Origin of the sequence: Collinsella sp. CLA-ER-H4 (assembly GCF_040092395.1) — a bacterium.
GTDB lineage: Bacteria > Actinomycetota > Coriobacteriia > Coriobacteriales > Coriobacteriaceae > Collinsella.
Window position 1 is genome coordinate 128,723 of record NZ_JBBNLQ010000001.1, and the last position, 23,059, is coordinate 151,781.

Genomic DNA, 23,059 nt, shown 5'->3' on the forward strand with positions numbered 1-23,059 from the left:
GTGCGGGAGTCCGCATCAGTAACCTGCCTCCTTGGTTGTCCCTTCTCTGCATGGTCATCTACATAAAGGAGGAACCAGCCATGCAGATCAGCGTGTCGTCCACCCTGACCGTATATCACGACGGCCAATTCTGGGTCGGGCTGGCGGAGCACGTCGAGGGCGGAAGGTATGGCGTCACCCGCATCGTCTTCGGCGCGGAGCCGTCCGATGAGGAGATTCTGCGATTCGTTACAAGTGAATGGGAGAAGCTCTCGTTCTTCGGTGGCGAACCGGCTGAGGCAAGCAAGCCCGCGAAGAACCCCAAGCGGCGCGCTCGCGAGGCGGCGAAAGCCCTCAAGCAGCCAGCGATGAGCACCAAGGCGCAGCAGGCTCTCGCGGCACAGCGGGAAGCGATGAAGCGGGAGTCGGCTCAAGCAAGAAGCCAGCGTCGCGCGGATGAGGCGGAGGCGCGCTTCGAGCAGCGAAAGCTGAAGCGCAAGCAGAAGCATCGTGGGCACTGATCGCCATTTGCAGCAAGGCAAACCATATACAGCAGCGGCGCCAGTTCCACTTGAAGCCGACGCCGCGTAGACGCTAATGGTGACGGCTATGCACGGGCACGGTCGCGCCACCGCACTTCACAGCTTGTTTCTCAAGTATTTGGGACGCACACGCGGCGTTCAAAAATGCGGAGCGACTCCGCATGGCTCGAGACTGAGCCGAGGTGCCCTACTTCTCGCCCTCCAGCAGCCCCACGATGCGGTCGATGTCGACGGCAAAGCGAGGCCTTCCCTCGCGCTCGTAGCGGTCGAGGTATGCCTGGCACTCGGAGACAATGCGCTTGGTGTTGCCGTCGATGATGCGCTGGAGCGTCTCGTAGTAGGCCGAGCCCTCGGTCCTAAAGCGGCGCTGGTAGGCCTTGGTTATGGGGAACATCTTGATGTAGTGGATGCCGTGGCGGCAGCCGGGGCGCGTCGTGGGGCGGGGTGGCAACGCAAAGTACTGGTCTTTGGGCACGTTAGGGGCGATGTTGGAACGCAGCGGCACGGCGAAGTCCCTGCGCTTCCCGCGGAAACGCAGCCTCACCACCACGATGCAGGGGCGATTGTGCTTAAGCATGAGCTCGCGGTCGCCCTCGACGAGGTCGAAGAAATCCTGAGAGATGGATACGATCTTCATCGGTTACGCCCCCTTCATACGAAGCGGGGCCCGCATCGCTGCAGGCCCCTACAGGTGGGCGATATTCTACGCCTTGCGGCACCCCGTCGCCCACGGAGGTTAAACGTACACGTAAGCCGTACTCTGAAAGCCGCGGCTTCCGGCAAGTAGTTTATACCACGAAAGGTCGCTTTCAATGCGCATAGCTCGCAAAATAACACTCGCTGGGCCGTCACCCCTGATCTTCTCGACCGTCTCCTCCGGGTACTTATTGCGTGCCACGGGCACCTCCGTCCTTGTTATCGCGATAAACACACCATGAGTGGTGTACGGGTCGAGAAGGGCTGGCACCAAAAGAGCCCAACGGCCGTTACGGCTTCGTTAGAAACGCGCCCCATCATGGATGGTGAACCCGAAAGGTAAGGCGCGCGGGCACGGTGGCTCGGCCCGCGCGCCCGGAAGAGAAAGGATAAGCCCATGGATTACATGCTCGAGACGCGCGGGCTCACCAAGCGCTTCGGCCGCGGCGACCAGGCGCAGGACGCCGTGGCCGACGTGAGCCTTCATATCCGCGAGGGCGAGGTGTACGGGCTGCTCGGCCCCAACGGCGCCGGCAAGTCGACAACGCTCAAGATGATCTGCGGGATGCTGCGGCCGACGGCCGGGGAGATCCTCTTTGCCGGGCACGCCTGGCGCCGCGAGGACCTCTACGCAATCGGCAGCCTCATCGAGGAGGCGCCGCTCTACCCCAACCTCACCGCGCGCGAGAACCTGCGCGTGCGCACCACGCTGCTGGGCCTTCCCGAGAGCCGCATAGATGAGGTGCTCGCCGCCGTGGACCTCGCGGACACCGGGAAGAAGCGCGCTGGGCGCTTCTCGATGGGCATGCGGCAGCGCCTGGGGCTCGCGCTGGCGCTGATCGCTCGGCCACGCCTGCTTGTGCTCGACGAGCCCACCAACGGCCTCGACCCCATCGGCATCGAGGAGCTGCGCGACCAGATCCGCGGCTTCGCGGCGGCGGGTACGACAGTGATCGTCTCGAGCCACATCCTCTCCGAGGTGCAGCAGATGGCGGACACCATCGGCATCATCTACGGGGGGCGCCTCGCCTACGAGGATGCGCTTCGGCCCGGGCAGAACCTCGAGGAACTCTTCATGAGCGTCTGCCGGGAGGGGCGTCGAGCGCGCGGGGAGGTGGCGGCATGACGGGCGAGAAAGGCGGCCTGCTCGCGGGCCTGCGCGCCGAGGCCCTGAAGTCGCGCCACGCGGCACCGGTTCGCCTGGCCGTGCTCATGGCGCTGCCGATGCCGCTGCTCGGCGCGATGCCCTACCGGGGCGCGCAGATCTTCAGCGCGTGGAACTACTGGTACGCGCTCTTCTTGCCCGTGACTCTCTCGCTCGTGGTGGCGTGCGTCGCGCGGGCGGACGCGCGCACGCGGATGCGGGGGCTTCTGGGCCTGGGCTTCCCGCTCGGGCGCGCCTGGTGGGCCAAGGCGCTCTGGTGCCTCGCGCTCTGCACGCTCTCGAACCTCGTGGTCTTCGGCATCTACCTCGCGGGATCGGCGTTCTCCTCGCAGGGCCTCACGGTCGCGGGCACGCTCACGATGCTCCTCTGCGCGCTCGTCAACACGGTGACCGCGGCGTGGATGATCCCCGCAGGGCTCTTCCTCACGGCGCGGCTCGGCATGCTCGCGGGCATCTTCTGCCCGCTCGCCGCGCAGCTCGTGGGTGGTTTCGCCTGGTCGCTGATACCGCTGCCGCAGCTCTTTCCGCCGTCGGCGAGCATGGTCATCCCTACGAGCTTCATCCCCGTGCTGCCGAGCGGCGAGCCACTCGCGGCGGACATGCCGCTCGGCGGGGCGCTCGCGGCGGACGGCATGCTCACACTGGCGGGCCTTGCGGTCTGCGCGCTCGCGTTCGCCGCGCTCACGGCGGCGGGCGCGGCCTGGTTCGCGCGCTCCGAGGAGAGATGATGGCCATGACACGACTCTCCGACCCGACGCCGCGCATGACTCTCCCGCGGGCCCTGCTCTCCGAGGCCCTGCGCCTGGCGCGCTCCCCGCTCACGGCGGTGCACCTCGTCTGCGGCCTGGCAGCCGGTCTTGCCTGCGGCGAGTACTTCTCCGTAACCCGATGGGACCCGGCGCTGGGCGCGGACGCCTACGCCCAGTTCCTCGGAGCCCTCATGCCGCTCATGTCCGCCATCGTCTGCGGACTCGCCGTGGACGAGGAGCGCGCTGCCGGGTGCCTCGCCAACCTCACGGCGGTCCCCTCGCGCGGGCGCGCCGTCGCGGCGAAGCTGCTCGCCCTTGCGGCGCTCGGCGCGGGCGCGCTGGCCGTGGCGCTCGGCGTGTTCGGGGCCGTGCTCGCCGTCGCCGGGCACCTGCCGCTCGGGCCCGCTCCGCTTGCGGCCGCCTGGGCGGGCATCGTGCTGGGCAGCCTGCCCCTCTACGCGCTGGAGCTCGGCGTGGCCCTGCGCCTCGGCCGCAACGCCGCCATCGGCGCCGGCGCGGCGGGGATGCTCCTCGCGTTCTTCTCAGTGGGCGGACTTGCGCACGGCCTCATGACCGGCGAGCTCACCGGTGCCCTGGCGACGCCCCTGAGCTGGGTACCGCTCGCCTGGCCCGCGCGCCTGGGGTCGCTCGGGGTGGAGGCCTTCATCGACGCCGCACGCGCGGCGGGCCCTCTCCTCACGACTGCGCTCGCCAGCCTCGTGCTCACCCTGGCAGCCGCCGCCGTCCTTCTCGCCTGGTTCTGCCGCTTCGAGGACGGGAGGGCAGATGCGTAGGAAGCCGCTCGCCGCCGTGCTCGTCCTCCTCTCCGCAGCGCTCGTCCTGGGCGGGAATGCCCTGCTCGACGCCGGCTGGGGGTCGGCGCTGCGCTCGATCGCCGACCGCGTGCTGCCCAACCCCGAGATCGCCATGTGGGCGCCCGCGCCTGCGGCTGCGCGCGGGGCTCTGGACCGCTGAGCGCGGCGCTAGTACAATTCCGACGGAAGTTTCAGGAGGTCGAACATGGCGAGGATACTGGCAGTGGATGATGAACGGGCGATCCTTGACGCGCTCGCGCGCGTCCTCGGCCGCGACGGCCATGAGGTCGTCAAGGCAGCGGACCCGACGGCGGTCCCGGGGACGGACCTCTCGCGCTTCGACCTCGTGCTCTGCGACGTCATGATGCCGGGGCTCGACGGCTTCGAGCTCGTGCGGCAGATCCGCCCGGACTTCGACGGGCCCATCGTCTTCCTGACCGCGCGCGTGGCCGAGGAGGACGCCGTGGCCGGCTACGGCCTGGGCGCCGACGACTACGTCCGCAAGCCCTTCGGGGCCGCGGAGCTGCGCGCCAAGGTCGCGGCCCATCTACGCCGTGAGCGCCGACCGCGCTCGCACGCCCTCTCCTTCGGGGAGGTGCGGATCGACCTCGGGGCGCGCGGTCTCGCCGTGGGCGGCGAGGCCGTGCCGCTCACGCCCACCGAGTATGCCATCTGCGAGTACCTCGCCCGCCACCCCGGGCAGGTCATGAGCCGCGCGCAGATACGCGAGGCGGTGCTCGGCTGGGAGAGCGACGCCGACGACGCGGCCATATCCATGCAGGTCAGCCGCGCCCGGAGGAAACTCTCCGAGGCCGGCGCCGATCCGATCGCGACCGTCTGGGGGATGGGGTACAAGTGGCAGCTCTGAGGACCGGGGCGCGAGGTCGCGGGGGCATGCCGCTCTCCTTCGTCATCGCGCGCTACTTCGCCTACGCGTTCGCTGCGGTCGCTACGGCGTGGCTCGCCTCGTTCATGGCGCTCTCCGCGGCGATCGACGCGGGCTTCGTCTACGAGGCAAGCTGGGGGCCGGCCAATGCGCGCGAGGTCGCGGAGGGCCTGGCACGCGACGGCGTCTGCGGGCAGCAGGACGTGCCGACGGCGTACCGCTACCTTATCCTGAACAAGGACGGATACGTGCTGATGACAGACCTCGAGGGCACGCGGCTCGAGGACGCGACGGAAATGGCCCGTGCGGCACTCGCCGCTGATCCGGGCACAGTGGAGATCGAGGGCGGGGGCTCGGGCCTCACCTACGCCGCGTTCCCGCTCAAGGACGGCGGGGCCTGCGCACTCGTCAGCGAGTACCTGCCGCAGTGGGTCTCGCGCGATCTCGCCGGCCTGCTTCCCAACCCGCAGAACCTCATGCTCGTCGGCGCCGCGGCGGGAAGCGCGCTCGCGCTCGCGCTCGTGGCGCGCCGCGCGAGCCGCGTGATCTCGCGCAAGATGGCGCCGCTCGCGGAGGCGGCGGGGCGCGTCGGCGCGGGGGAGCTCGACTTCGCGGTCGGCAGCACCAACGTGCGCGAGGTGAACGACGTCCTCGCCGCGATGGACGCCATGCGGGCCTCCCTCGCCGAGTCGCTCGAGGCCCGCTGGGCCGCGGAGCGGGGGCAGCGCGAGCAGGTGGCGTCGCTCGCCCACGACCTCAAGACGCCGCTCACCGTGCTGCGCGCCAACGCCGACTTCGTGGCGGAGGAGCTGGAAGACGAGAAAGACGCCGACCTCGCGGCCGCCGCGCGCGACATAGCCGGCAGTGTCGAAAGGCTCGACGGCTACGTGCGCCTGCTCATCGAGGCCTCGCGCGGGTCCGGCGGGGCGGAGAGGGTCCCCATGCGGCCGGCCGAGCTCTGCGAACAGGTCCTCGCCGAGGCCGCCCAGATCGCCCGGGCGCGAGGCGTGACGCTCGACGTGGCCACGGGCCCCGCTGTCGCGGGCGCGCCCGAGGCCCCGCTCGACCGAACCGCCCTGGCGCGAGCCGCCGCGAACCTTGTGGTCAACGCCGCCGAGCACGCGCGCTCGCGCGTGGCGGTCTCCTGCGACGTCGCGGGCGGACACCTCGTCATCGAGGTGTCCGACGACGGACCGGGCTTCTCTCCCGCCGCCCTCGAACGCGGCTGCGAGCGCCTCTTCACAGACGACTCCTCCCGCTCCTCGCGCGACGGAGGCCGCCACTACGGGCTCGGCCTCCACGCCGCCTCCGAGGCCGCGAGCGCCCACGGGGGCTCCGTCTCGCTCGCCAACAGCCCCTCGGGCGGCGCGGTGGCCACCATCGCGGTCCCCCTGTGCGGGGCCTGACGACTCAGGCCCCGCACACCGGCGTGGCTCGCAACCAAACGCTTCCATCTTGAAACACGGGGAGTAAATCGCGAAATCGCAGGTAAAGGGGGGGGGGAGTAAAAAGGCAAAGAAAAAGCCTCCGTCCCAACCTGGGAACGGAGGCTCGGTTACCGTATTTACTCACCGCCGTCGCTGGCGGCTTTGCCATGACTCTCGTACGAAACGAAACTCAGCGGCACAGTGCGGCACTCAAAAGTGCAGGTCAGAACCCTATCAGCCTACTCCCATTCGATGGCAGCGGTTCTGCCGTCTCGTCATTCCAGTTGCGCCCAGTTTTCGGTGCCGTCTCGAGCCGAGTGCCACCAGGTGACACCCTGTCGCGTTTCGTCGGCTTCGGGGACAAAAGTTGGGACAACTCCAAAAACTATTTTCGAGCTCAGGGCTTTGAGTTTTTGTTTTTGTCCCAAAGGGCGCGGCTGGATGCCTTTGGAGGCTCGATAGCGCCGAATGCGCCCGTTTTGAAACTCAAATGCCTTTTCGCGTGCAAGCCGCCAGCTGCAATAGGAAGTGAATCAACGCAGGTGGCTTTCAAGCAGTTTGCAAAACTGTAGGTCGCAGGCCTTCATTGCCAGTAGGAGAAATGAGTAGTCTCAGGTGGCTTGCCCATGAGTTGACGAACGGGATCTGAGATTACGCTGACGTCCGGAAACGCTTCGAGCACGGCGTTGCGTTTTTGGGGTTTGGGCGTAGCCCCTGCAGCCGCGAGCGCGGGCCTTGAGCCCGCCGAGAGGGTGACGCGTCGAAAACGAAAGGGAAAGAGGGACCGTGTCCCGCTCGTGCCTCGTGAGCCTTCCGTAGGCCCTCGGGACCGCCCTCGCGGGGCCCTTCATCTTCTTTCCGGACATGCCGTCCTCCGATCTCCCGGGGCCGGCCGGCCCGGCCCTCAGGGTATCGGGTTCCCACATTCATCCGCACATGTGCGGATGAATGTGGGAGGTGTTCGGATAAAGCCGATAATCAAGGCTTACGATTCAACGACCATCTCCTGTAATCTTTATGGCGATATAAAGTCTTATGTCATCATATACTTACGAAAACAGTGGGCTACCTAGAACGCCCTACTATCACCACTCGCGTCATCGGAGGCATCATGGCATCTAACAACGACGCAAGACCCGACCTGCTCTACTCACAGGTAGAAAACAATCTCCGTCAGCAAATCATCTCCGGAGAGCTCGGCGTGGGAGAGAAGATTCCGACCGAGCTCGAGCTCTGCGAACGCTATTCGGTGAGCCGCATTACCGTCCGAAGAGCTGTCCAGAATCTCGTGGATGAGGGTCTTATTTACCGGCTGCGCGGAAAGGGCTCCTTTGTCTCCGTCCCCAAGCGAGTCATCCGAAAAGGATCGCCTAACAACTTCGGCTACCACGCCTTTTCCGATATTGGCGGCAAGAACCATAGACGGGTCCTGGAGCGGTCCTCCCTCGAAGCCACCCCTGCCCTCGCAAACGCGCTGGACATAAAGGTCGGCGATACCGTTCTGATGGCAAAGAGGCTCGTGTTCGAAGACTCCATCCCTATCGCGCTCGACTCCGTCTATGTCTCGGAGAGGTCTTTCCCGAGCTTTCTTGACGACCTAAGCGAGGATATGAGCCTCTATGGCCTCTTGTCGGAAGACTACGGCATACAGCTGGGGGTCGAGGAGCTTATCATAGACGTTTCAACCGCGCGCGAGGATGAGGCCAAGCTCCTCTCTTGCATCGTCGGTTCGCCCATCTACGTGCTATCCAAGATAACCAAGGACAGCGAGGGCAATCCCCTTCACTATTCAAAATCCCTACTCAGGGGAGACAGAGCGTCATTCCGCTTCGTGATTTCGCCGGAGGGAAAAATCCTTACCGAAGCATAAACACGCAAAAGAGGCCGCAAGCAGAGTTCGAGCTCCGCTTGCGGCCCTCAGCTTTCGTTTCTCGAGGAGAGACGTTACTCACTCTTGCGCGATCCTCCGCCCAAGGGCGTCAGTTGCCTTGAGAATGTCCACGACTTCCGCGTCGCAGAGCCTCACAGGGCTCGCACCCCAAGACTCGGCCTGCATTGCCGCCTGCGCAACCTTGCGAAGGTCGTCGTCGCTGGGCGCAAGCGAGAGCTCCGAGAAGGTCGTCGGAACGCCGCAGTCCCTGCAGAAGCGCGCCACTCGCTCGACTTCCTCACTCGGGTAGTCCTCGGCAATCATAAGGCTCAGCGTTGAGAAACCCACCCTCTCGCCATGCATGGATTTCTCGCCATCGGGAAGCACCGTCATCGCGTTGCCCAGTCCGTGGGCAAGAGAGCATCCGACGTTCTCGAAACCAATGCCGCTCATGAGAATGTTTGCCTCAATCACGTTCTCAAGCGCCGGCGTAACAGTGCTCTGCTCGCATGCCTTGACGGCAGCGTGGCCATCCCTCTCGAGCGTTTCCATGCACGCGCGGGCAATCGCGCGACCTGCCGCAGTGCCAACCGCCTGCTCGCTTTGGCACCAGACGTAGTTGGCATGGCCAGTCTTCCAGTTGGACTCGCCCTCATAGTAGGTCGAAAGAGCGTCCCCTATCCCCGCCGAGAGAAATCTCGTTGGGGCGCCTGCGATGACCTTGGAGTCCACAAGAACGAGATCGGGATTCTTCACATGGAGGACAATCTCGTTCATCTCCCCTTCATCGCTATAGAGGATGGACATGGCGCTCGTGGGAGCGTCCGTCGCCGCAATCGTCGGGCACACGACGAGCGCCGCGCCACTTTGAGCGGCAACCATTTTGGCCACGTCGATGACCTTCCCACCGCCCACGGCAACGATGACGTCAAACTCTCCCCCAGCTTCATTGCTAAGCCTCGATATGCTCTTGCGGCTTATCTCGCCCTCAAATGTCAGGGTCCGATACGTGCATCCTTCCAAAGAGGGGTAGGCGCCATAGAGCCCCTCCCCTAGCATCTGGCACACGAAGCTGTCCACAAGGAACAGGTGGTTTTTGCCAAACATCGACGCATACCAGCCTACTCGCCCAATAACATCAACGCCCTGCAGATAGTGGCCAACAGAACACCAAGCTCTCATTTCGCGCCCCTTTCTTCTGGCCCGGTTACCAGGCCCGCGGCTTGCCCCCAGTCAAACGGCCCCACCGTCTCCGGCGGGGCCGTTCATATCCCTTACTTGACGACGGAAATCCTAAGCGACCATATCGACGATGCGGACGCCCTCGCCGAACAGGCCCTCCCAATCGGACTTGAAGGTCTTAAGCGTGCCCTCGGTCATGGGGTGGACCGCCAGGGCCTCAAGCATCTCAAGGTCGACGGTGACGTTATCGGCACCGGCCTCGATGGCCTCTTGGAGCGAGAGCGGAGTCTTGAGGGAGGCCGCGCTGACCACGCAGTCGATGTTGTGGGCAACGAAGGCCTGCTTGATGCGGCGCACGACCTCGATGCCGTCGCCGCCGTTCTTGTCGAGCCTGCTCACGTAGACGGCAACGTATGAGGCGCCCGCCATGGCCGCGAGCATCGCCTGGTTGAAGGTGTAGACGGCAGTGCAAGAGGTGGCAATGCCAGCATTCTTGAGCTCGCGAATTGCCTTGAAGCCCTCCGGACATGCCGGAATCTTCACAAAGGTGTTGCCCGGAACAGCCTTGACCATTGCCTTGGCGTCCTCCACGAGCTCCTCTGCGGTGTCTCCCATGGCCTCAAGGAAGAAAGGAGTTTCCTCACCGATGACGCCACGGATGTCCAGCGCATTCTGCACGAAGGACTTGCCGGTGCCCTTGAGGCAGTTGACGGCAATGGACGGGTTCATGCTAAAGCAGTTAACGGGATAGATGCTGCTGGCGATTTTCACCATTTCAAAGTCGCCGGTGTCGAGACAGAATTCAAGCACTAGATTCTCCTAACCGAGGATTCCGACGGCCCCAAGCACGACGCCAAGGACCATGATTGCAATGATTTGTGCGAGGACGTTCACGCCCTTCTTGTTGAGGGCATACAGGATGCCGAACGCCGCCACCGGAAGGAGCTTCGGGAAGATGGAGTCGAGCGTGTCCTGAAGCGAGAACGCGGTGCCGCTGATATCGAAGGCGACGGGAGTCGTGATGGCGACGTTCGTCGCAATCATGCCGCCTATGACCATGAGACCGACGATGGAGAGCGCGCAGGTAAGCTTCTGCATGGTGCTGGGATCGGAAACCTTGGAGATGATATTCTCGCCCAGGCCGTAGCCATACTTCACGCCAAGGCAGCGCAGAGCAATGTTGACCGCGTTGAAGATAAGCAGGAACAGAAGCGGGCCGAAGGGAGAACCCGCCATGCACAGACCGCCCGCAATGCCGGTGGCGATGATGCGCAGGGTGCCGCCGATGAGGGAGTCGCCGATGCCCGCAAGCGGTCCCATGAGGGCGACCTTCATGGAGCTGATCGAGGAGGTGTCGAACTCCTCGTTGTTGGCGTTCTCCTCCTCCATGGCGCAGACGATACCGCCGATGAGGGGTTGCATGGTCGTGTGGCAGTTGTAGAACTCGAGGTGACGCTGGTAGGCGGCTATCCTGTCCTCGGGCCGGTCATAGAGCTTCTTGATCGCAGGAATCATCGACCAGCAGAAGGCCATGTGCTGCTGGCGCTCGAAGTGCCATGCGTGAGACGTCGAGAAGGACCTGAGGAAGAGGCTCCGGAGTTCCTTCTTGCCAAGCTTCTTCGTTGCATCGCTAGAACTCATTGTCGTCCTCGCCTTCCGTCATCAAAGCCGAGCCCTGGCTGGGCATAAAGATGTGTGCCATAAAGAGAATCCCGACTATCACAACCGCGATACAAACAATGCCCAGGACCGGAACGCCAAGATACGCCGCGAGGACAAAGCCCAGCAGGAGGAAGACCGCGGTCTCCTTAGAGGCAATCATGGTCACAAGCTGGGCAAAGCCGAGCGCAGGGAGAATGCCGGTCGCGATGGTGATGCCAGCGGTGAGCCACGCCGGAATCGAAGCGACAAAGGCGGATACCGCGTCGCCGCCGAACATGAACGCCACAAAACCAATGACGCCAAAAGTCACGTCAAAGAGAAAACCGTTGGCAAGAAACACCGCGGAGATGCCCTTATCATTGTCCTCGGCGGCAAACTTGTCTGCCGTTCGAGCCATAAGCGGGGTAATCACGCCATAGAAGAGGTTCACCACAAAGGCAGAGAGAATCGCCGCAGGCATCGCGATGGTGACCGCCGTGTCGATGCCGTTGCCCGTGCTGATGGCAAAGGCGGCGCCCAGCACCGAGCCGACGATCATGTCGGGCGGAATGGATGCGCCGATAGCCTGCATGCCCATAAAGACGAGCTCCAGCTGGAAGCCGATGATCACCCCCTGAGACACGTCGCCCAGCGCAATGCCGACGAGCATGCCAAGGACCAAGGGCCTGCCCAACATTGCCGTGCCGACGAAGTAGTCGGCCTTTCCCACAAAGATAATCAGAGCGATAAGAAACGCTTGAAAAGCCATTGCTCCTCCTTCAACTTACTGTCCGTCACAATCAGAGGTCCTTCTCGGAAAGAACGACCTTCTTGTCCTTTGCTACCTGCCTCACCTCGACTTCCACGCCATCGCGGACGAGGCCGCGGACGACCTCCACCTCTTCATCGGTTAGATGGACCGCACTGCCGAAGCTGCGGGTCGTCTCGGAGCTTTTTACGGTGCCGCCCAGATTCAGCGAGGAAATGCCACACTCGCGAACCAGCCTCTCGGCATCCGCAATGCTGCCGGTAACGATGAGCAGGCGATATTTGTCGGTCACGCCGCTTTTGATTGCCTTGATGGAGTCGTCGACGCCCTTGATAACCAGCTTTATGCCCACCGGCTTTGCCAGTCGCATCGTCTTCATGCGGACCTCGTTGGATGCCACTTCGTCAGAGACGATAAGAATGGCATCGGCTCCCAGGGCATGGCTCCAGGAGCATGCGACCTGGCCGTGGAGCAACCTGTGGTCCACCCTGCATAGCTTGATCATCTTTTTTCCTTTCCTTGGTTGATGCACGCATGACTAAATCGTTTGAAGGCACTTCTCGAACAGGGCTTTTGTCTCGGCTAGATACCCTGCCGGATCTTGGAAGCTCATTGGGTGCACGTACTCAAGCGAGAAGCCCCCTTTGTAACCGGCTTTCTTGAACGAAGCCAGAATGCCCCGCATGGCCAGGTTGCCGTGGCCCCAAGGCATATGTCCCGTAGGAGTACCGTCCACGAAATGGCAGTGCACGATGTCGCTGCCGAACGCGCTGAACCAATCGTCGACAGTCTCGCCCGCGTCGCTCATGGCGCCAAGGTCAAGCGTGAGCTTCAGGCTGTCGCTATTCACCGCATCCTTGATGTTGGCAATCTGCGCTATCGTTGGCGCGATCTGGGAGGATTTACTCCAGATGCTCTCAAGCACAAGAGTGACCCCCCGAGCATGTGCGTAGACCGAGAGCTCTCTCAGCATGTCGATGCTTCGTACGCGCGCTTCATCGACCTTCTCGTCAAAGTAATTCCAGCCGGGGGTCACAAGAACCTTCGGGCAGCCAATGGCCTCAGCAAGATCAATCACCCTACGGAAGTAGGAGCGCGTATTGCCAACGAGGAGCTCGCCGCGAGCCGCCATGTTGTTGGGCTTTGGATTGTTCTGCTCGCCACAGAGGCACTTGATCTGAACCCCGTACTCACGCATGAGAGCTTTGAGCTTTGAAGGGTCCTCCGAGAACTGCCCGTTGATAAGAAAGTGCTGGGGACAAAGCCAGATCTCTGCATTATGCAGACCTGTTTTGGCGCAAGACTCAAAGAACTTCTCGAGGCTGAAATACCTGAACGAGATGTTCATCGGGTAAAGGGACTGGATATCCATGTCAGAAATCCTCGCCACAGTCCTGGCCGGCATCGAGCAGGTCGTTGCAGATCATGATGGTGTCCTTGCAAGAGTCGACCGCCGACCTTACGGCCGCGGGGTCGGGATTTGCGTCAGAGAGAATCTCGACGAGCAGGGGCATGTTCATGCCGCAGATGAGCGTAAAGTCATTCTCGGCAAGGGCGGCCATGAACTCGTTGTTCACGCTGCCGCCAAAGAGATCGGTAACGACGAGCATCTCCTCGCCGGGAACTTTACGCGCCAGCACGTCTTTGACCTGCTGGGCCAAGGTGACGTCCGGGTCAACGTATGCGCAGAGCGTCGTCAGGTCCGGCAACTCCCCAAAAATGATGCCAAGGGTATCTTTCATTCCCTCAGCAAGACGACCGTGCGATGCCAGAACTACCTGCATATCGGGACTCCTAACTTTGTTATCCGCTGTAATAATGTCATTAGCTATTATATGACTTGATATAACAATCGCAAGACAAAGAGGACATTTCTGTTTGCAGCGCCGCGAACGGTCGCAAATGACCGGTGAATGGGTTTAAGTCAGACGCAGCACCTGAAGTAGCTGCCGTCTGAAGCCTGGAGGCTGTCCGCGAAGTCCGAGTTGCACGGAGGAGCAGAGCCGCAAGGCGACCGAGGCAGCCGGGCGCTCGGCGGCCTTCATTGACCGAATATCATCTCGCCGTGTCCAGGGACACGACCCTCGTGGTCGAACTGCTCAATTATCGTGACCACGTTAAGGCCACCGGCGTAGGCACCGCTGGCGAAACCGATTTTCGCGTTTTATTATTCCCGTTTGTTGAGCTTGGCAAATGCAATCGATGAGGGCTTGAATTGAGCCTGCAGTTTCAACTTAGTTTCACCCGCTCGAAATCGGCCCGGGGACCCGAATTGTGAATTATATTCCGCAGGGCCCTATTATTCCCGTACCGCCGAGTACTCCGCCGTGCCGCCAAGTAGGGGTATGCGGGAATAATTGGTCCGTTTCCGCAGGTAGGCATGCAAAAAGAAAGCCTCCGAACCAAAGGGTTCGGAGGCCGTTGTTCCCGTTATTTCGCTGGTGGCTTTGCGCTATGGCGACGCCGAAATAGCATCAGGCGGTACTCGGCAGCACCAAAGTGCGAGTTCAGAAGCCAGTTCCCGTTATTCCCACTCAATCGTCGCGGGCGGCTTGGACGTGATGTCGTAGCACACGCGGTTGGCGCCAGGAACCTCGGCAACGATGCGGCCAGAGATGCGGGCCAGTACGTCATAGGGCAGCTTGGCCCAGTCGGCGGTCATGGCATCGCTGGACTCGACGGCACGCAAGATGATCGGGCGCTGGTAGGTGCGCTCGTCGCCCATAACGCCAACGGACTTGATGTCAGGCAGGACCGCGAAATACTGCCAGCAGCTGTGCTCGGAGTTGCGCTCGCCGGTCTGCTCAAACAGACGCTGGTTGTAGGCGTCGAGCTCCTCGCGCACGATGGCATCGGCGTTCTTGAGGATCTCGAGCTTCTCCTTGTCGACCGCGCCGATGATGCGGATGGCCAGGCCCGGGCCCGGGAAGGGCTGACGGAACACGATGTGACCCGGCAGGCCCAGCGCCAGACCAAGCGCGCGGACCTCGTCCTTAAAGAAGTGGTCGAGCGGCTCAATGAGGTCGAAGTGCACGCCCTCGGGGAACGGGATCAGGTTGTGATGGCTCTTGATAGTGGCCGTCTTGCCGCCCGTCTTGCGAGCGCCGGACTCGATGATGTCGGGGTAGATGGTGCCCTGAGCCAGGTACTTGACCGGCTTGCCATCGGTCTCGAGCTGCTGAGCAACCGCGAAGAACTCTTTCCAGAACTGCGTACCGATGATGCGGCGCTTCTCCTCGGGCTCGGTCACACCGGCCAGAAGCTCGGCATAACGGTCCTCGGCGTGGACGTGAATAAAGTCGACGTCAAACTGCTTGGTGAAGACCTCCTCCACCTGCTCGGGCTCGCCCTTGCGCAGCAGACCGTGGTTGATGAACACGCAGGTCATCTGCTTGCCCACGGCGCGGGCGCCCAGCGCAGCGACGACGGAGGAGTCGACGCCGCCGGACAGGGCCAGAATCACGCGGTCGTTGCCGACCTTCTCGCGGAACTCAGCCGTCATGGTCTCGACCAGGTTGTCCATGCTCCAGTTGGGCTCCAGGCCGCAGATCTCAAACAGGAAGTTGCTCAGCAGCTGCTGACCATACTCGGAGTGCTTGACCTCGGGGTGGAACTGCGTGGTGAAGATCTTGCGCTCGACGCACTCCATGGCAGCAACCGGGCACACGTCGGTGCTGGCGGTAACGGTAAAGCCCTCGGGCACCTCGGACACGGCGTCGCGGTGACTCATCCACACGGTCTGCTCCATGGGCGTGGAGTTAAAGAGCTTGGCGCCGGCCGTGCGCGTGATAGTGGCGCGGCCGTACTCGCCCACCTCGGAGTGGCCGACCTTGCCGCCGAGCGTCACGGCCGTGATCTGATGGCCGTAGCAAAAGCCCAGGACGGGAAGGCCCAAGTCAAAGATGGCAGGATCGATGGACGGAGCGTCCTCGGCGTACACGGAAGCCGGACCGCCGGAAAGGATGAGCGCAGAGGCGTTCATCTCGCGAATCTCGTCGGCCGAGATGTCGCAGGGGACAATCTCGGAATACACGTTGAGGTCGCGGACGCGACGGGCAATGAGCTGACCGTACTGCGCACCAAAGTCGAGTACGAGGACCTTTGCGGAAGCATTTTGATCCATGGTATCCCCCTCTTGTTGGCGGGGAGCCGGTGCCCGCCCGCGTGAATGAACGAAAATAGCGTTCATAGTGTACACGTTATATGGGGTTTCTCGTCCCTCGCAGCCATCAGCGCACGGCAAACGCACGACCTGGGCCCTATTTGACGGCAATTGAAGTGTTACCAAACGTTACAGATGATGTAATACGTTTGAACATTGGACGCCCTGTGCCACAATACTGCCGAACGACTCCGCCTCTGCGGCGGCAAATACGATAGGAATACCAGCATGAAGCGCATCCTTCTCATCGCCACGGGCGGCACCATCGCATCGACCGAGGACGGCAACGGCCTCTCCCCCGCCCTGACCGGTGAGGAGCTCGCCCAGAGCGTCCCCGAGATCTCGGGCCTCTGCGAGCTCGACGTCGTGCAGCCCATGAACATCGACAGTACCAATATGCGCCCAAGTGATTGGATGCGTATCCGCGATGTCATCGTCGAGGGTTATGCCGACCACGACGGCTTCGTGATTCTGCACGGCACCGACACCATGAGCTACACCGCGGCGGCGCTTTCCTATCTGATTCAGGACAGCCCCAAGCCCATCGTACTCACCGGCTCGCAAAAGCCCATGGGCAACCCTTTTACTGATGCCAAACTCAACCTGTACCAGAGCCTGCTCTATGCGCTCGACGAGCATTCGCACGATGTGTCGATTGTGTTTGGCGGCGTAGCCATTGCCGGCACGCGCGCCCGCAAGCAGCGCACCATGAGCTTTAACGCGTTCATTAGCGTCAACTATCCGCCCATTGCCTACATCCGCAACGACCGCATCGTGCGCAACGGGCTCCACGGCACCCATCAGGGCGAAAACCCGGTGCGTTTCTACGACAGCATCGACCCGCGCGTATTTGTACTCAAGCTTACGCCCGGCGTAAACCCGGGCATCCTCGACGCCCTTGCCGATAGCTACGATGCTGTAATCCTTGAGACCTTTGGCATTGGCGGTATTCCCGAGTTTGGCGAGTCCGGCGAGTCGTTCCAAGAGGCAATTTTCCGCTGGGTCGATTCGGGCCGCACCGTCGTTATGACCACGCAGGTCCCCGAAGAGGGCCTCGATCTGGGCGTTTATGAGGTCGGCCGCGCTTACGCCGATCATCCGGGCATTCTGCGTGGCGATGACATGACCACCGAGACGCTCGTGGCCAAAACCATGTGGGCGCTCGGCCAGTCACGCGATGCCGCCGAAATCCAGCGCCTGTTCTACAGCCAAGTCAACCACGACCGCATCCCGATGGCGTAATCCCTAAGGCAGCCCCACTTATCGCAGCCTTAAACGACAGGTAGTCCCCCTCGGGCCGTGCAAAAATCGGAGTATTCTGCAATTTCTCCGCCGGAGGCATAGAATCGGCCGATTGTTAGACGAACTTTTAGGACGAGGGTTCCGTCTAGTAAATATTTATTCCTCATTTTTATTTAGTATGTGGATTAACTACTGCCAAAAAGGCAAAGCCAGCCGCTCGAGCTACCATCTACGGCCAAACTGGTGCTGAATACTCGCGATTTTGCACATCGCAACCAGGGGGACCCGCCCAAAGAGCGTCAAATACAGCGGGGGAACGCCCTATTCGATACCCTCGAGAAGCTCTGACACCGTCATGCCGAGTGCGGGTGCGATCTTAAATAGAACCTTGAGCGTGAAATTTGCCGTCCCATCTTCGATTCGGTCGAGGTAGGGTCGGCTGATTCCTGTCGCCACACAAAAATCAACCTTGGAGATACCAAGGTCCCTGCGTGTCTCTTCGACCCGCCTGCCAAGAATCTGTTTCGCACGTTCGTCCATGCAGCCGAGTTTGAAATGGAGCCGAACATAAACGTAAACTATAGTTTACGTTTTGCCGAATACACAGGAGTTTTCTATGCCGGGATCTTCGGTCCGCATGTACCGAGCCACGCTTCGCACAAACAGCGCACCGCCCAAGCTCGTCATCGTTGAAGCAGAATGCCTTTCGCCCGATGAGCGCACAGCATTTGCATTGCTATCAAGTCGCGTCGTCGCCGTTCTGGTCCCTTGCCCGGCGCAAGGTGAACTTGCCATTCAATGCCAAACGCACGGCTGCTCGCTCAATCAGGTTGCCGTAATCGCAACCAGCCAACGCGGCCTGCCGCTCCTTTTAGAAGCCGGCATAGCACTCGCCCTTCGCGGCGCCGGATACGAAAACGAGGCCGCCGCCGATGTAGTCTTTCAACCACGGTCGAGCGGCGGCCTCGCAGCAGCCATTGAATATGCGTGCAGGCTCGTTGCCTAAAAGGACAAGCTAGAAACCAAGGCCAAAGCCCGTTCCGGTAATCGCCGAGTACATAAAGTAAACGTTGATCACGTTGAGGAACACACCCGTGATGCAACCGTTACGCAGGTAGCGCTCGCACACGATGCGCGCCATGGCGGCGGAGTCATCATTGTTCTTGGCTTGGCGTCCCGCCGTAAAGTACGTTGCCACGCTCAGCAGCAAATTGAGCACCGGAAGCGCCAGCAGCTCGTAGCTCTTGCCCCAGCGCGTCACCTCGCCGGCTGCGTTAAACTTCGTTGCCACCTCGGGGCCAATGTTGGGGATAACACACGCTGCGACCACCAGCGGAATCACCGCAAGCACGAGCAGCGCGATACCCATGTAGCCAGCTTTTTTGCCGTATTTGAACATGCGCGTCGCCCTTACACGTTAAAGCGGAAGTGCACGACGTCGCCATCGGCCATGACATAGTCCTTGCCCTCAATACGCAGCTTGCCGGCGGCCTTGGCGCCCTGCTCACCGCCGAGCTCGATGTAGTCGTCATAGCCAATGACCTCGGCCTTAATAAAGCCGCGCTCAAAATCGGTGTGGATGACGCCGGCGGCCTGCGGGGCGGTCGCGCCCTGACGAACCGTCCAGGCCTTGACCTCCATCTCGCCGGCCGTAAAGAACGACTGCAGACCGAGCAGCTTATAGGCCGCCTGCGCGAGCACGTCCAGACCGGGCTGCTCCAGGCCCAGGCTCTCCAGGTAGTCGGCGGCGTCCTCGGGATCGAGCTCGGAAAGCTCGGCCTCGATCTTGGCGCAGATGGGCAACGGCTTGACGCCATCGATGGGCGCCAGGTCCTCGTTGAGCATATCCTCGTCTACGTTGGCCACATACAGGATGGGCTTCATGGTGAGCAGGAACAGGCCCTTGGCAGCGGCACGCTCCTCGTCGGTCATCTCCATGGATGCGGCGCGCTTGCCCTCGTTGAGCCAGGCAAGCAGGCGCTTGGCCACCTCGAACTTGGGCATGAGCTCCTTGTCGCGCTTGGCCTCCTTCTCGAGCTTAGGCAGCTGCTTCTCAAGCGTGCCCATGTCGGCCAGGATGAGCTCGGTCATGATGGTGTCGGCATCGCCGGCAGGATCGACGAACTCGCCCGTGCGGCCCACCTCACGCATGACGTTGGGGTCCTTAAAGTAGCGCACGACCTCGCAGATGGCGTCGGTCTCGCGGATGTTTGCCAGGAACTGGTTGCCCAGACCCTCGCCCTCGTTAGCACCCTTCACCAGACCTGCGATGTCGACGAACTCGACCGTAGCCGGCACAATGCGACCCGGGTTAACGATGTCAGCGAGCTTTTGCAAGCGGCTATCGGGCACATCGACGATACCCACGTTGGGGTCGATCGTGGCAAACGGGTAGTTGGCGGCAAGGCCGGTCTTTTTGGTAAGCGCGGTGAACAGCGTCGACTTGCCCACGTTGGGCAGGCCCACGATACCGATGGAAAGGGACACGACAGCTCCTTTTGGTACAGGTACTTCAAACTGCATAAGTATAGCGCCGCCGCAGCATCCGGGCGAATCCGGACACCGCGACGGCGCAAATGAAGCAGAGATGCGTGAGAGTTCGAGACAGCAGTCCTTACTTAAGCTCAGGCCAGAAATCCTTGTTGGCCTCGATGAGCTCGTCCAGGATCTGCTTAGCAACGCTTGCCGAAGGAATGGTCTTGGAGAGCGTGAGCGCCTGCCAGAGCTTCTGGTAGCTGCCCTCGACCCAAGCCTGGACAACGAGCTTCTCGACGGAAACCTGCTGCTCCATCAGGCCCTTCTGGAACTGCGGAATCGGGCCCTGGCAGATCTTCTCAAAGCCGTTGGAACCGACGATGCAAGGCACCTCGACCATGGCCGTCGGGTCGAAGTTGGGCACAGCGCCATCGTTGGGGACGATCAGCAGGAAGCGCTCGAGCGTATTCTCGGCCAGCGCGCAGGCAAGGTCGACGATGTAGTTGGCGTGTACGTCGGGCTCAAAGCCGCCGTCCTTGGCAGTACCCTTGGCGATGATGTCGCGGCAAGCGCCAAAGACCTTCTTCTCGCGGCCGTCCATAACCTCATTGGCGCGAGTGTAGTTGGGATCAGACGTCTCGACGACATAGTCCGGGTACAGGTAATACTTGAGGTAGGTATTGGGAATCGTCTCGGGATCGACAGCATAGACATCCCTGGCCTTGCCGAAGGTGTGAATCCAGCTCTCCTCGACGTGCTGCTCCTTACCGGCCTCGTGCTCAATGCCGTCCAAGTAGCCGTTCTTTGCCATGTGCTCCTTGATCTGCGGCATGAGGTCGTTACCCTCCTTGTCGTAGATCTTGCTCCACCAACCAAAGTGGTTGAGGCCGTAGTAGCTGTACTGCAGCTCGCGACGATCCTTGATGCCGCACATACGGCTCATCTTATCCATGAGGTCGATCGGCATGTCACAGATGTTGATGATGCGGCTGTTGGGACGCAGCACGCGGCAAGCCTCTGCGACGATAGCCGCGGGGTTGGAGTAGTTGAGCATCCAGGCGTTGGGGCTGTACTTCTCCATGTAGTCCAGGATCTCGATGACACCGCCGATGGAGCGCATACCGTAGGCGATGCCGCCGGCGCCGCAGGTCTCCTGACCAACGCAGCCGTACTTGAGGGGGATCTTCTCGTCGAGCTCGCGCATGGCGTACAGACCCACGCGGATGTGAGCAAGGACGAAGTCAGTGCCGGTAAAAGCGGTTTCGGGGTCGGTGGTGTAGTTGAACTCAACCTCGGGAGCGTTCTCGTGGAAGTAGATCTCGCACGCCTTGGCAACGATCTCCTGGCGCTCGGCGTTGTTGTCATAGAAGGTCACCTTGTTGACCGGGAAGCGGTCGCGCTCCTCGAGCAGCATCAGGGCAATGCCCGGGGTGAAGGTGGAGCCACCGCCGGCAATGGTCACGGCATAGTTCTTCTTGGACATGATGTCCTCCTCATTCTGGCCGCTTGCTCAATCCGTCCCCGCACGCGGCCTTGCGCGGTTTGGAATTGTTACCTAGAAGTGGAGTTTTTTATCTCTAGAATCGGCCTTGCGGTGCATACCGGCTCTGCAAGGCCGATTGTTTCGATGGACGATGGTTTACAGAAGACTCTCGAACTTCAGAAGACTCTCGAACTTCTCGCGAACCTGCGGGACGGTAAGGCCGATGATGACCTGGATTGACTGACCTTGGACCACCAAACCATGCGTACCGATCGCCTTGAAGGAAGCCTCGGGTGCAACGACGCTCTTGTCCTTGACGTTAACGCGCAGACGGGTAGCGCAGTTAGTTACATCGATGATGTTATCCGTGCCACCGAGCAGATCGAGGATGTTCTCGGCAAGCACCAAGCGCTCATCATCTTTACTCTGGGCGACCGATTTGCCAGCAGCACCGCTCTGCTTTTGCTTGTAGTCGGCCTTGGACTTGAGCTCGACCTCAACATCGTCATCCTCGCGACCGGGGGTCTTAAAGTCGAACTTGACGATCAGGAAACGGAAGACCACGACCCAAAGGGCGGTAAAGCACAGACCGACAAGGATGGAGATGGCGTACTGCAGACCGTGCGCGGCCCAAAGGGGCAGCCAGTCCCACGAGAGCATCGAGATGATGCCGCCGTCAAAGATACCCACGACGCCAAGGAGGTTTTGAGCCATGCAGCCAAGCGCTCCGAGCACGCAGTGGACGACGAACAGGCCGGGCGCAATGAACAGGAAGGTGAAGTCAAGCGGCTCGGTAATACCGCAAAGCATAGCGGTAAGGGTGACGGGAATGAGCAGAGCCTTGACGCGCTGCTTGCGCTCGGGTTTGGCGGTCATGTAAAACGCAATGGCGACGCCAAGCGAGCCGAAGACTTTAGTCCAACCAGGGCAGGTATAGGCGGCCCAGGGTGCGGCATCCTTAAGAGCAATGCTCGGATCGGCAGCCAGTTGGGGCAGAATGTTAGCCCAAGCGGCAAAGATGCCGCCGTTGACCGCCGCGTTGTCGTAATAGAACGGCGTATAGATAAAGTGGTGCAGGCCTGTAGGAATCAGCACGCGCTCGAAGAAAGCAAAGACGCCCACGCCAAACGTACCGGCGGAAAGGATGAATCCCTGGAAGGCGGCGATAGCAGCCTGAACATGCGGCCATACCAGGCAGGCAATAAGAGCGACCGGAACCATAACGAAGAAACCGATCATATAGATGAACACGGAGCCCGAGAACACGCCCAACCACTCAGGAAGTTCGGTGTCGAAGTACTTGTTGTGAAGCATCGTGGCAATACCCGAAATGATAAGCGCGCCCATGATGCCCATATCAAGCGTTTTGATGCTTGCGATAGTGGCAAGACCAGTACCGCTGCCCGCCTCGACAGAGTAGTCGACCCCAAAGACAGGGCCCCACTGCCCCAAGATTGTGCTTACAAAGTAGTTGAAGGTAAGGTAGATGGCCAAAGCCTCCATGCAGCAGCGAGCGTTCTGCTTGTTCGCGAGCGAGATTGGCAACGCTACGCAAAACAGCAACGGCATCTGGTTAAAGAGCGTCCAACCACCCTGGAGCAGCACATTCCAGCAATCAAACCAAAGATGACCCGCTGTGGCCATCTCGCCAAAGATCGCCTCGGTGGTAAACAACGTACCCAGGCCGACGACGATTCCGGAAAATGCGAAAAGAATTGCAGGCGTGTACATTGCACCGCCGAAACGTTGTATCTTTTGCATCATGACGGGGAATCCCCCTCTCTTCATTCGGAGCGCTGCGGTTTTGGCTTCACTCGAGACCGCAGACGCGCCGTTTGCGTGTACCTCGTGCAATAGGACGGGTGGGCCCGTGTCCCTGACTTCTTGCACTTACGTTTTATCACATCACTTATCTAGACAAGTTAGCATAAAGACTACGGTCGGTAAACGGTTGATTATTGGCCGTAAACGGTATA

Annotated in this window: 24 protein-coding genes; 10 read left to right on the plus strand and 14 right to left on the minus strand. The window is 61.3% G+C overall.

All coding sequences use genetic code 11. The features are described 5' to 3' along the window. Positions 1-80: 80 nt before the first annotated feature. Complete coding sequence (locus AAAX34_RS00560) at positions 81-500, plus strand: YjdF family protein (RefSeq protein WP_349109656.1); 420 nt, start codon at positions 81-83, stop codon at positions 498-500. 208 nt (positions 501-708) lie between these two features. On the opposite strand, the gene AAAX34_RS00565 is transcribed toward AAAX34_RS00560, so the two are convergent. After that, positions 709-1,158 (minus strand): hypothetical protein, encoded by a 450-nt coding sequence (locus AAAX34_RS00565; protein ID WP_117848167.1) that lies wholly within the window; start codon positions 1,156-1,158, stop codon positions 709-711. Between the two features lie 456 nt (positions 1,159-1,614). On the opposite strand from AAAX34_RS00565, the gene AAAX34_RS00570 reads away from it, so the two are divergent. From AAAX34_RS00570 to AAAX34_RS00600, 7 genes are all read left to right on the plus strand, one after another. Then, entirely contained in the window at positions 1,615-2,343 is a 729-nt protein-coding gene (locus tag AAAX34_RS00570) for a lantibiotic protection ABC transporter ATP-binding protein (protein WP_349109657.1), read from the plus strand. Next, the gene (locus tag AAAX34_RS00575) at positions 2,340-3,110 is read left to right on the plus strand and encodes a hypothetical protein (protein ID WP_349109658.1); all 771 of its coding nucleotides are present in this window, start codon (positions 2,340-2,342) and stop codon (positions 3,108-3,110) included. Before AAAX34_RS00570 ends, AAAX34_RS00575 begins: the two co-directional genes overlap by 4 nt. A 5-nt stretch (positions 3,111-3,115) precedes the next feature. After that, the gene (locus AAAX34_RS00580) at positions 3,116-3,925 is read left to right on the plus strand and encodes a lantibiotic ABC transporter permease (RefSeq protein WP_349109659.1); all 810 of its coding nucleotides are present in this window, start codon (positions 3,116-3,118) and stop codon (positions 3,923-3,925) included. Continuing rightward, a complete protein-coding gene (locus tag AAAX34_RS00585) occupies positions 3,918-4,106 on the plus strand; it encodes a hypothetical protein (RefSeq protein ID WP_195521897.1) in 189 nt (62 codons plus the stop codon). Before AAAX34_RS00580 ends, AAAX34_RS00585 begins: the two co-directional genes overlap by 8 nt. Positions 4,107-4,151: 45 nt before the next feature. Next, positions 4,152-4,814, plus strand: coding sequence for a response regulator transcription factor (locus tag AAAX34_RS00590; protein WP_158050490.1), 663 nt, complete (start codon positions 4,152-4,154; stop codon positions 4,812-4,814). A 26-nt stretch (positions 4,815-4,840) separates the two neighbouring features. Continuing rightward, entirely contained in the window at positions 4,841-6,238 is a 1,398-nt protein-coding gene (locus AAAX34_RS00595) for a HAMP domain-containing sensor histidine kinase (RefSeq protein ID WP_349109660.1), read from the plus strand. 1,132 nt (positions 6,239-7,370) lie between these two features. Further along, the gene (locus AAAX34_RS00600) at positions 7,371-8,129 is read left to right on the plus strand and encodes a GntR family transcriptional regulator (RefSeq protein ID WP_349109661.1); all 759 of its coding nucleotides are present in this window, start codon (positions 7,371-7,373) and stop codon (positions 8,127-8,129) included. Positions 8,130-8,207: 78 nt separating this feature from the next. Here the strand turns inward: AAAX34_RS00600 and AAAX34_RS00605 are convergent, their stop codons facing one another. The 8 genes from AAAX34_RS00605 to guaA form a co-directional block, all read right to left on the minus strand. Next, positions 8,208-9,311, minus strand: a complete 1,104-nt coding sequence (locus AAAX34_RS00605; protein ID WP_349109662.1) for a glycerol dehydrogenase — start codon at positions 9,309-9,311, stop codon at positions 8,208-8,210. Between the two features lie 111 nt (positions 9,312-9,422). Further along, positions 9,423-10,121 carry a transaldolase family protein gene (locus tag AAAX34_RS00610; RefSeq protein WP_349109663.1) on the minus strand — a complete coding sequence of 233 codons (699 nt, stop codon included), beginning with the start codon at positions 10,119-10,121 and terminating at the stop codon, positions 9,423-9,425. 9 nt (positions 10,122-10,130) lie between these two features. Next, the gene (locus AAAX34_RS00615) at positions 10,131-10,952 is read right to left on the minus strand and encodes a PTS system mannose/fructose/sorbose family transporter subunit IID (protein ID WP_349109664.1); all 822 of its coding nucleotides are present in this window, start codon (positions 10,950-10,952) and stop codon (positions 10,131-10,133) included. Further along, positions 10,942-11,721: a PTS sugar transporter subunit IIC gene (locus AAAX34_RS00620; RefSeq protein ID WP_349109665.1), complete on the minus strand. Its 780-nt coding sequence runs from the start codon at positions 11,719-11,721 to the stop codon at positions 10,942-10,944. The genes AAAX34_RS00615 and AAAX34_RS00620 overlap by 11 nt, the downstream gene beginning before the upstream one ends. Positions 11,722-11,752: 31 nt before the next feature. Further along, positions 11,753-12,226: a PTS sugar transporter subunit IIB gene (locus AAAX34_RS00625; RefSeq protein ID WP_349109666.1), complete on the minus strand. Its 474-nt coding sequence runs from the start codon at positions 12,224-12,226 to the stop codon at positions 11,753-11,755. Between the two features lie 33 nt (positions 12,227-12,259). Next, positions 12,260-13,093 carry a sugar phosphate isomerase/epimerase family protein gene (locus tag AAAX34_RS00630; RefSeq protein WP_349109667.1) on the minus strand — a complete coding sequence of 278 codons (834 nt, stop codon included), beginning with the start codon at positions 13,091-13,093 and terminating at the stop codon, positions 12,260-12,262. 1 nt (position 13,094) lies between these two features. After that, positions 13,095-13,505, minus strand: coding sequence for a hypothetical protein (locus AAAX34_RS00635; RefSeq protein ID WP_349109668.1), 411 nt, complete (start codon positions 13,503-13,505; stop codon positions 13,095-13,097). Positions 13,506-14,245: 740 nt separating this feature from the next. Beyond that, positions 14,246-15,844, minus strand: coding sequence for a glutamine-hydrolyzing GMP synthase (gene guaA / locus AAAX34_RS00640; protein ID WP_349109669.1), 1,599 nt, complete (start codon positions 15,842-15,844; stop codon positions 14,246-14,248). Positions 15,845-16,111: 267 nt separating this feature from the next. Between guaA and AAAX34_RS00645 the strand changes: the two genes are divergently transcribed. Then, positions 16,112-17,125 (plus strand): asparaginase, encoded by a 1,014-nt coding sequence (locus AAAX34_RS00645; RefSeq protein WP_055309953.1) that lies wholly within the window; start codon positions 16,112-16,114, stop codon positions 17,123-17,125. Positions 17,126-17,446: 321 nt separating this feature from the next. On the opposite strand, the gene AAAX34_RS00650 is transcribed toward AAAX34_RS00645, so the two are convergent. After that, on the minus strand, positions 17,447-17,665 hold the full coding sequence (locus AAAX34_RS00650) for a helix-turn-helix transcriptional regulator (protein ID WP_035136926.1): 219 nt from the start codon (positions 17,663-17,665) through the stop codon (positions 17,447-17,449). A 76-nt stretch (positions 17,666-17,741) separates the two neighbouring features. Here AAAX34_RS00650 and AAAX34_RS00655 point away from each other — a divergent pair, with 76 nt between their 5' ends. Beyond that, positions 17,742-18,131 carry a hypothetical protein gene (locus AAAX34_RS00655; protein ID WP_349109670.1) on the plus strand — a complete coding sequence of 130 codons (390 nt, stop codon included), beginning with the start codon at positions 17,742-17,744 and terminating at the stop codon, positions 18,129-18,131. A 9-nt stretch (positions 18,132-18,140) separates the two neighbouring features. On the opposite strand, the gene AAAX34_RS00660 is transcribed toward AAAX34_RS00655, so the two are convergent. The 4 genes from AAAX34_RS00660 to AAAX34_RS00675 form a co-directional block, all read right to left on the minus strand. Continuing rightward, positions 18,141-18,524 carry a DUF1648 domain-containing protein gene (locus AAAX34_RS00660; protein ID WP_117757407.1) on the minus strand — a complete coding sequence of 128 codons (384 nt, stop codon included), beginning with the start codon at positions 18,522-18,524 and terminating at the stop codon, positions 18,141-18,143. 11 nt (positions 18,525-18,535) lie between these two features. After that, on the minus strand, positions 18,536-19,612 hold the full coding sequence (gene ychF / locus AAAX34_RS00665; RefSeq protein ID WP_055309950.1) for a redox-regulated ATPase YchF: 1,077 nt from the start codon (positions 19,610-19,612) through the stop codon (positions 18,536-18,538). A 127-nt stretch (positions 19,613-19,739) separates the two neighbouring features. Further along, positions 19,740-21,083, minus strand: coding sequence for a 6-phospho-alpha-glucosidase (locus tag AAAX34_RS00670; RefSeq protein WP_349109671.1), 1,344 nt, complete (start codon positions 21,081-21,083; stop codon positions 19,740-19,742). Positions 21,084-21,239: 156 nt separating this feature from the next. Next, on the minus strand, positions 21,240-22,871 hold the full coding sequence (locus AAAX34_RS00675; protein WP_349109672.1) for an alpha-glucoside-specific PTS transporter subunit IIBC: 1,632 nt from the start codon (positions 22,869-22,871) through the stop codon (positions 21,240-21,242). Positions 22,872-23,059: the final 188 nt, after the last annotated feature.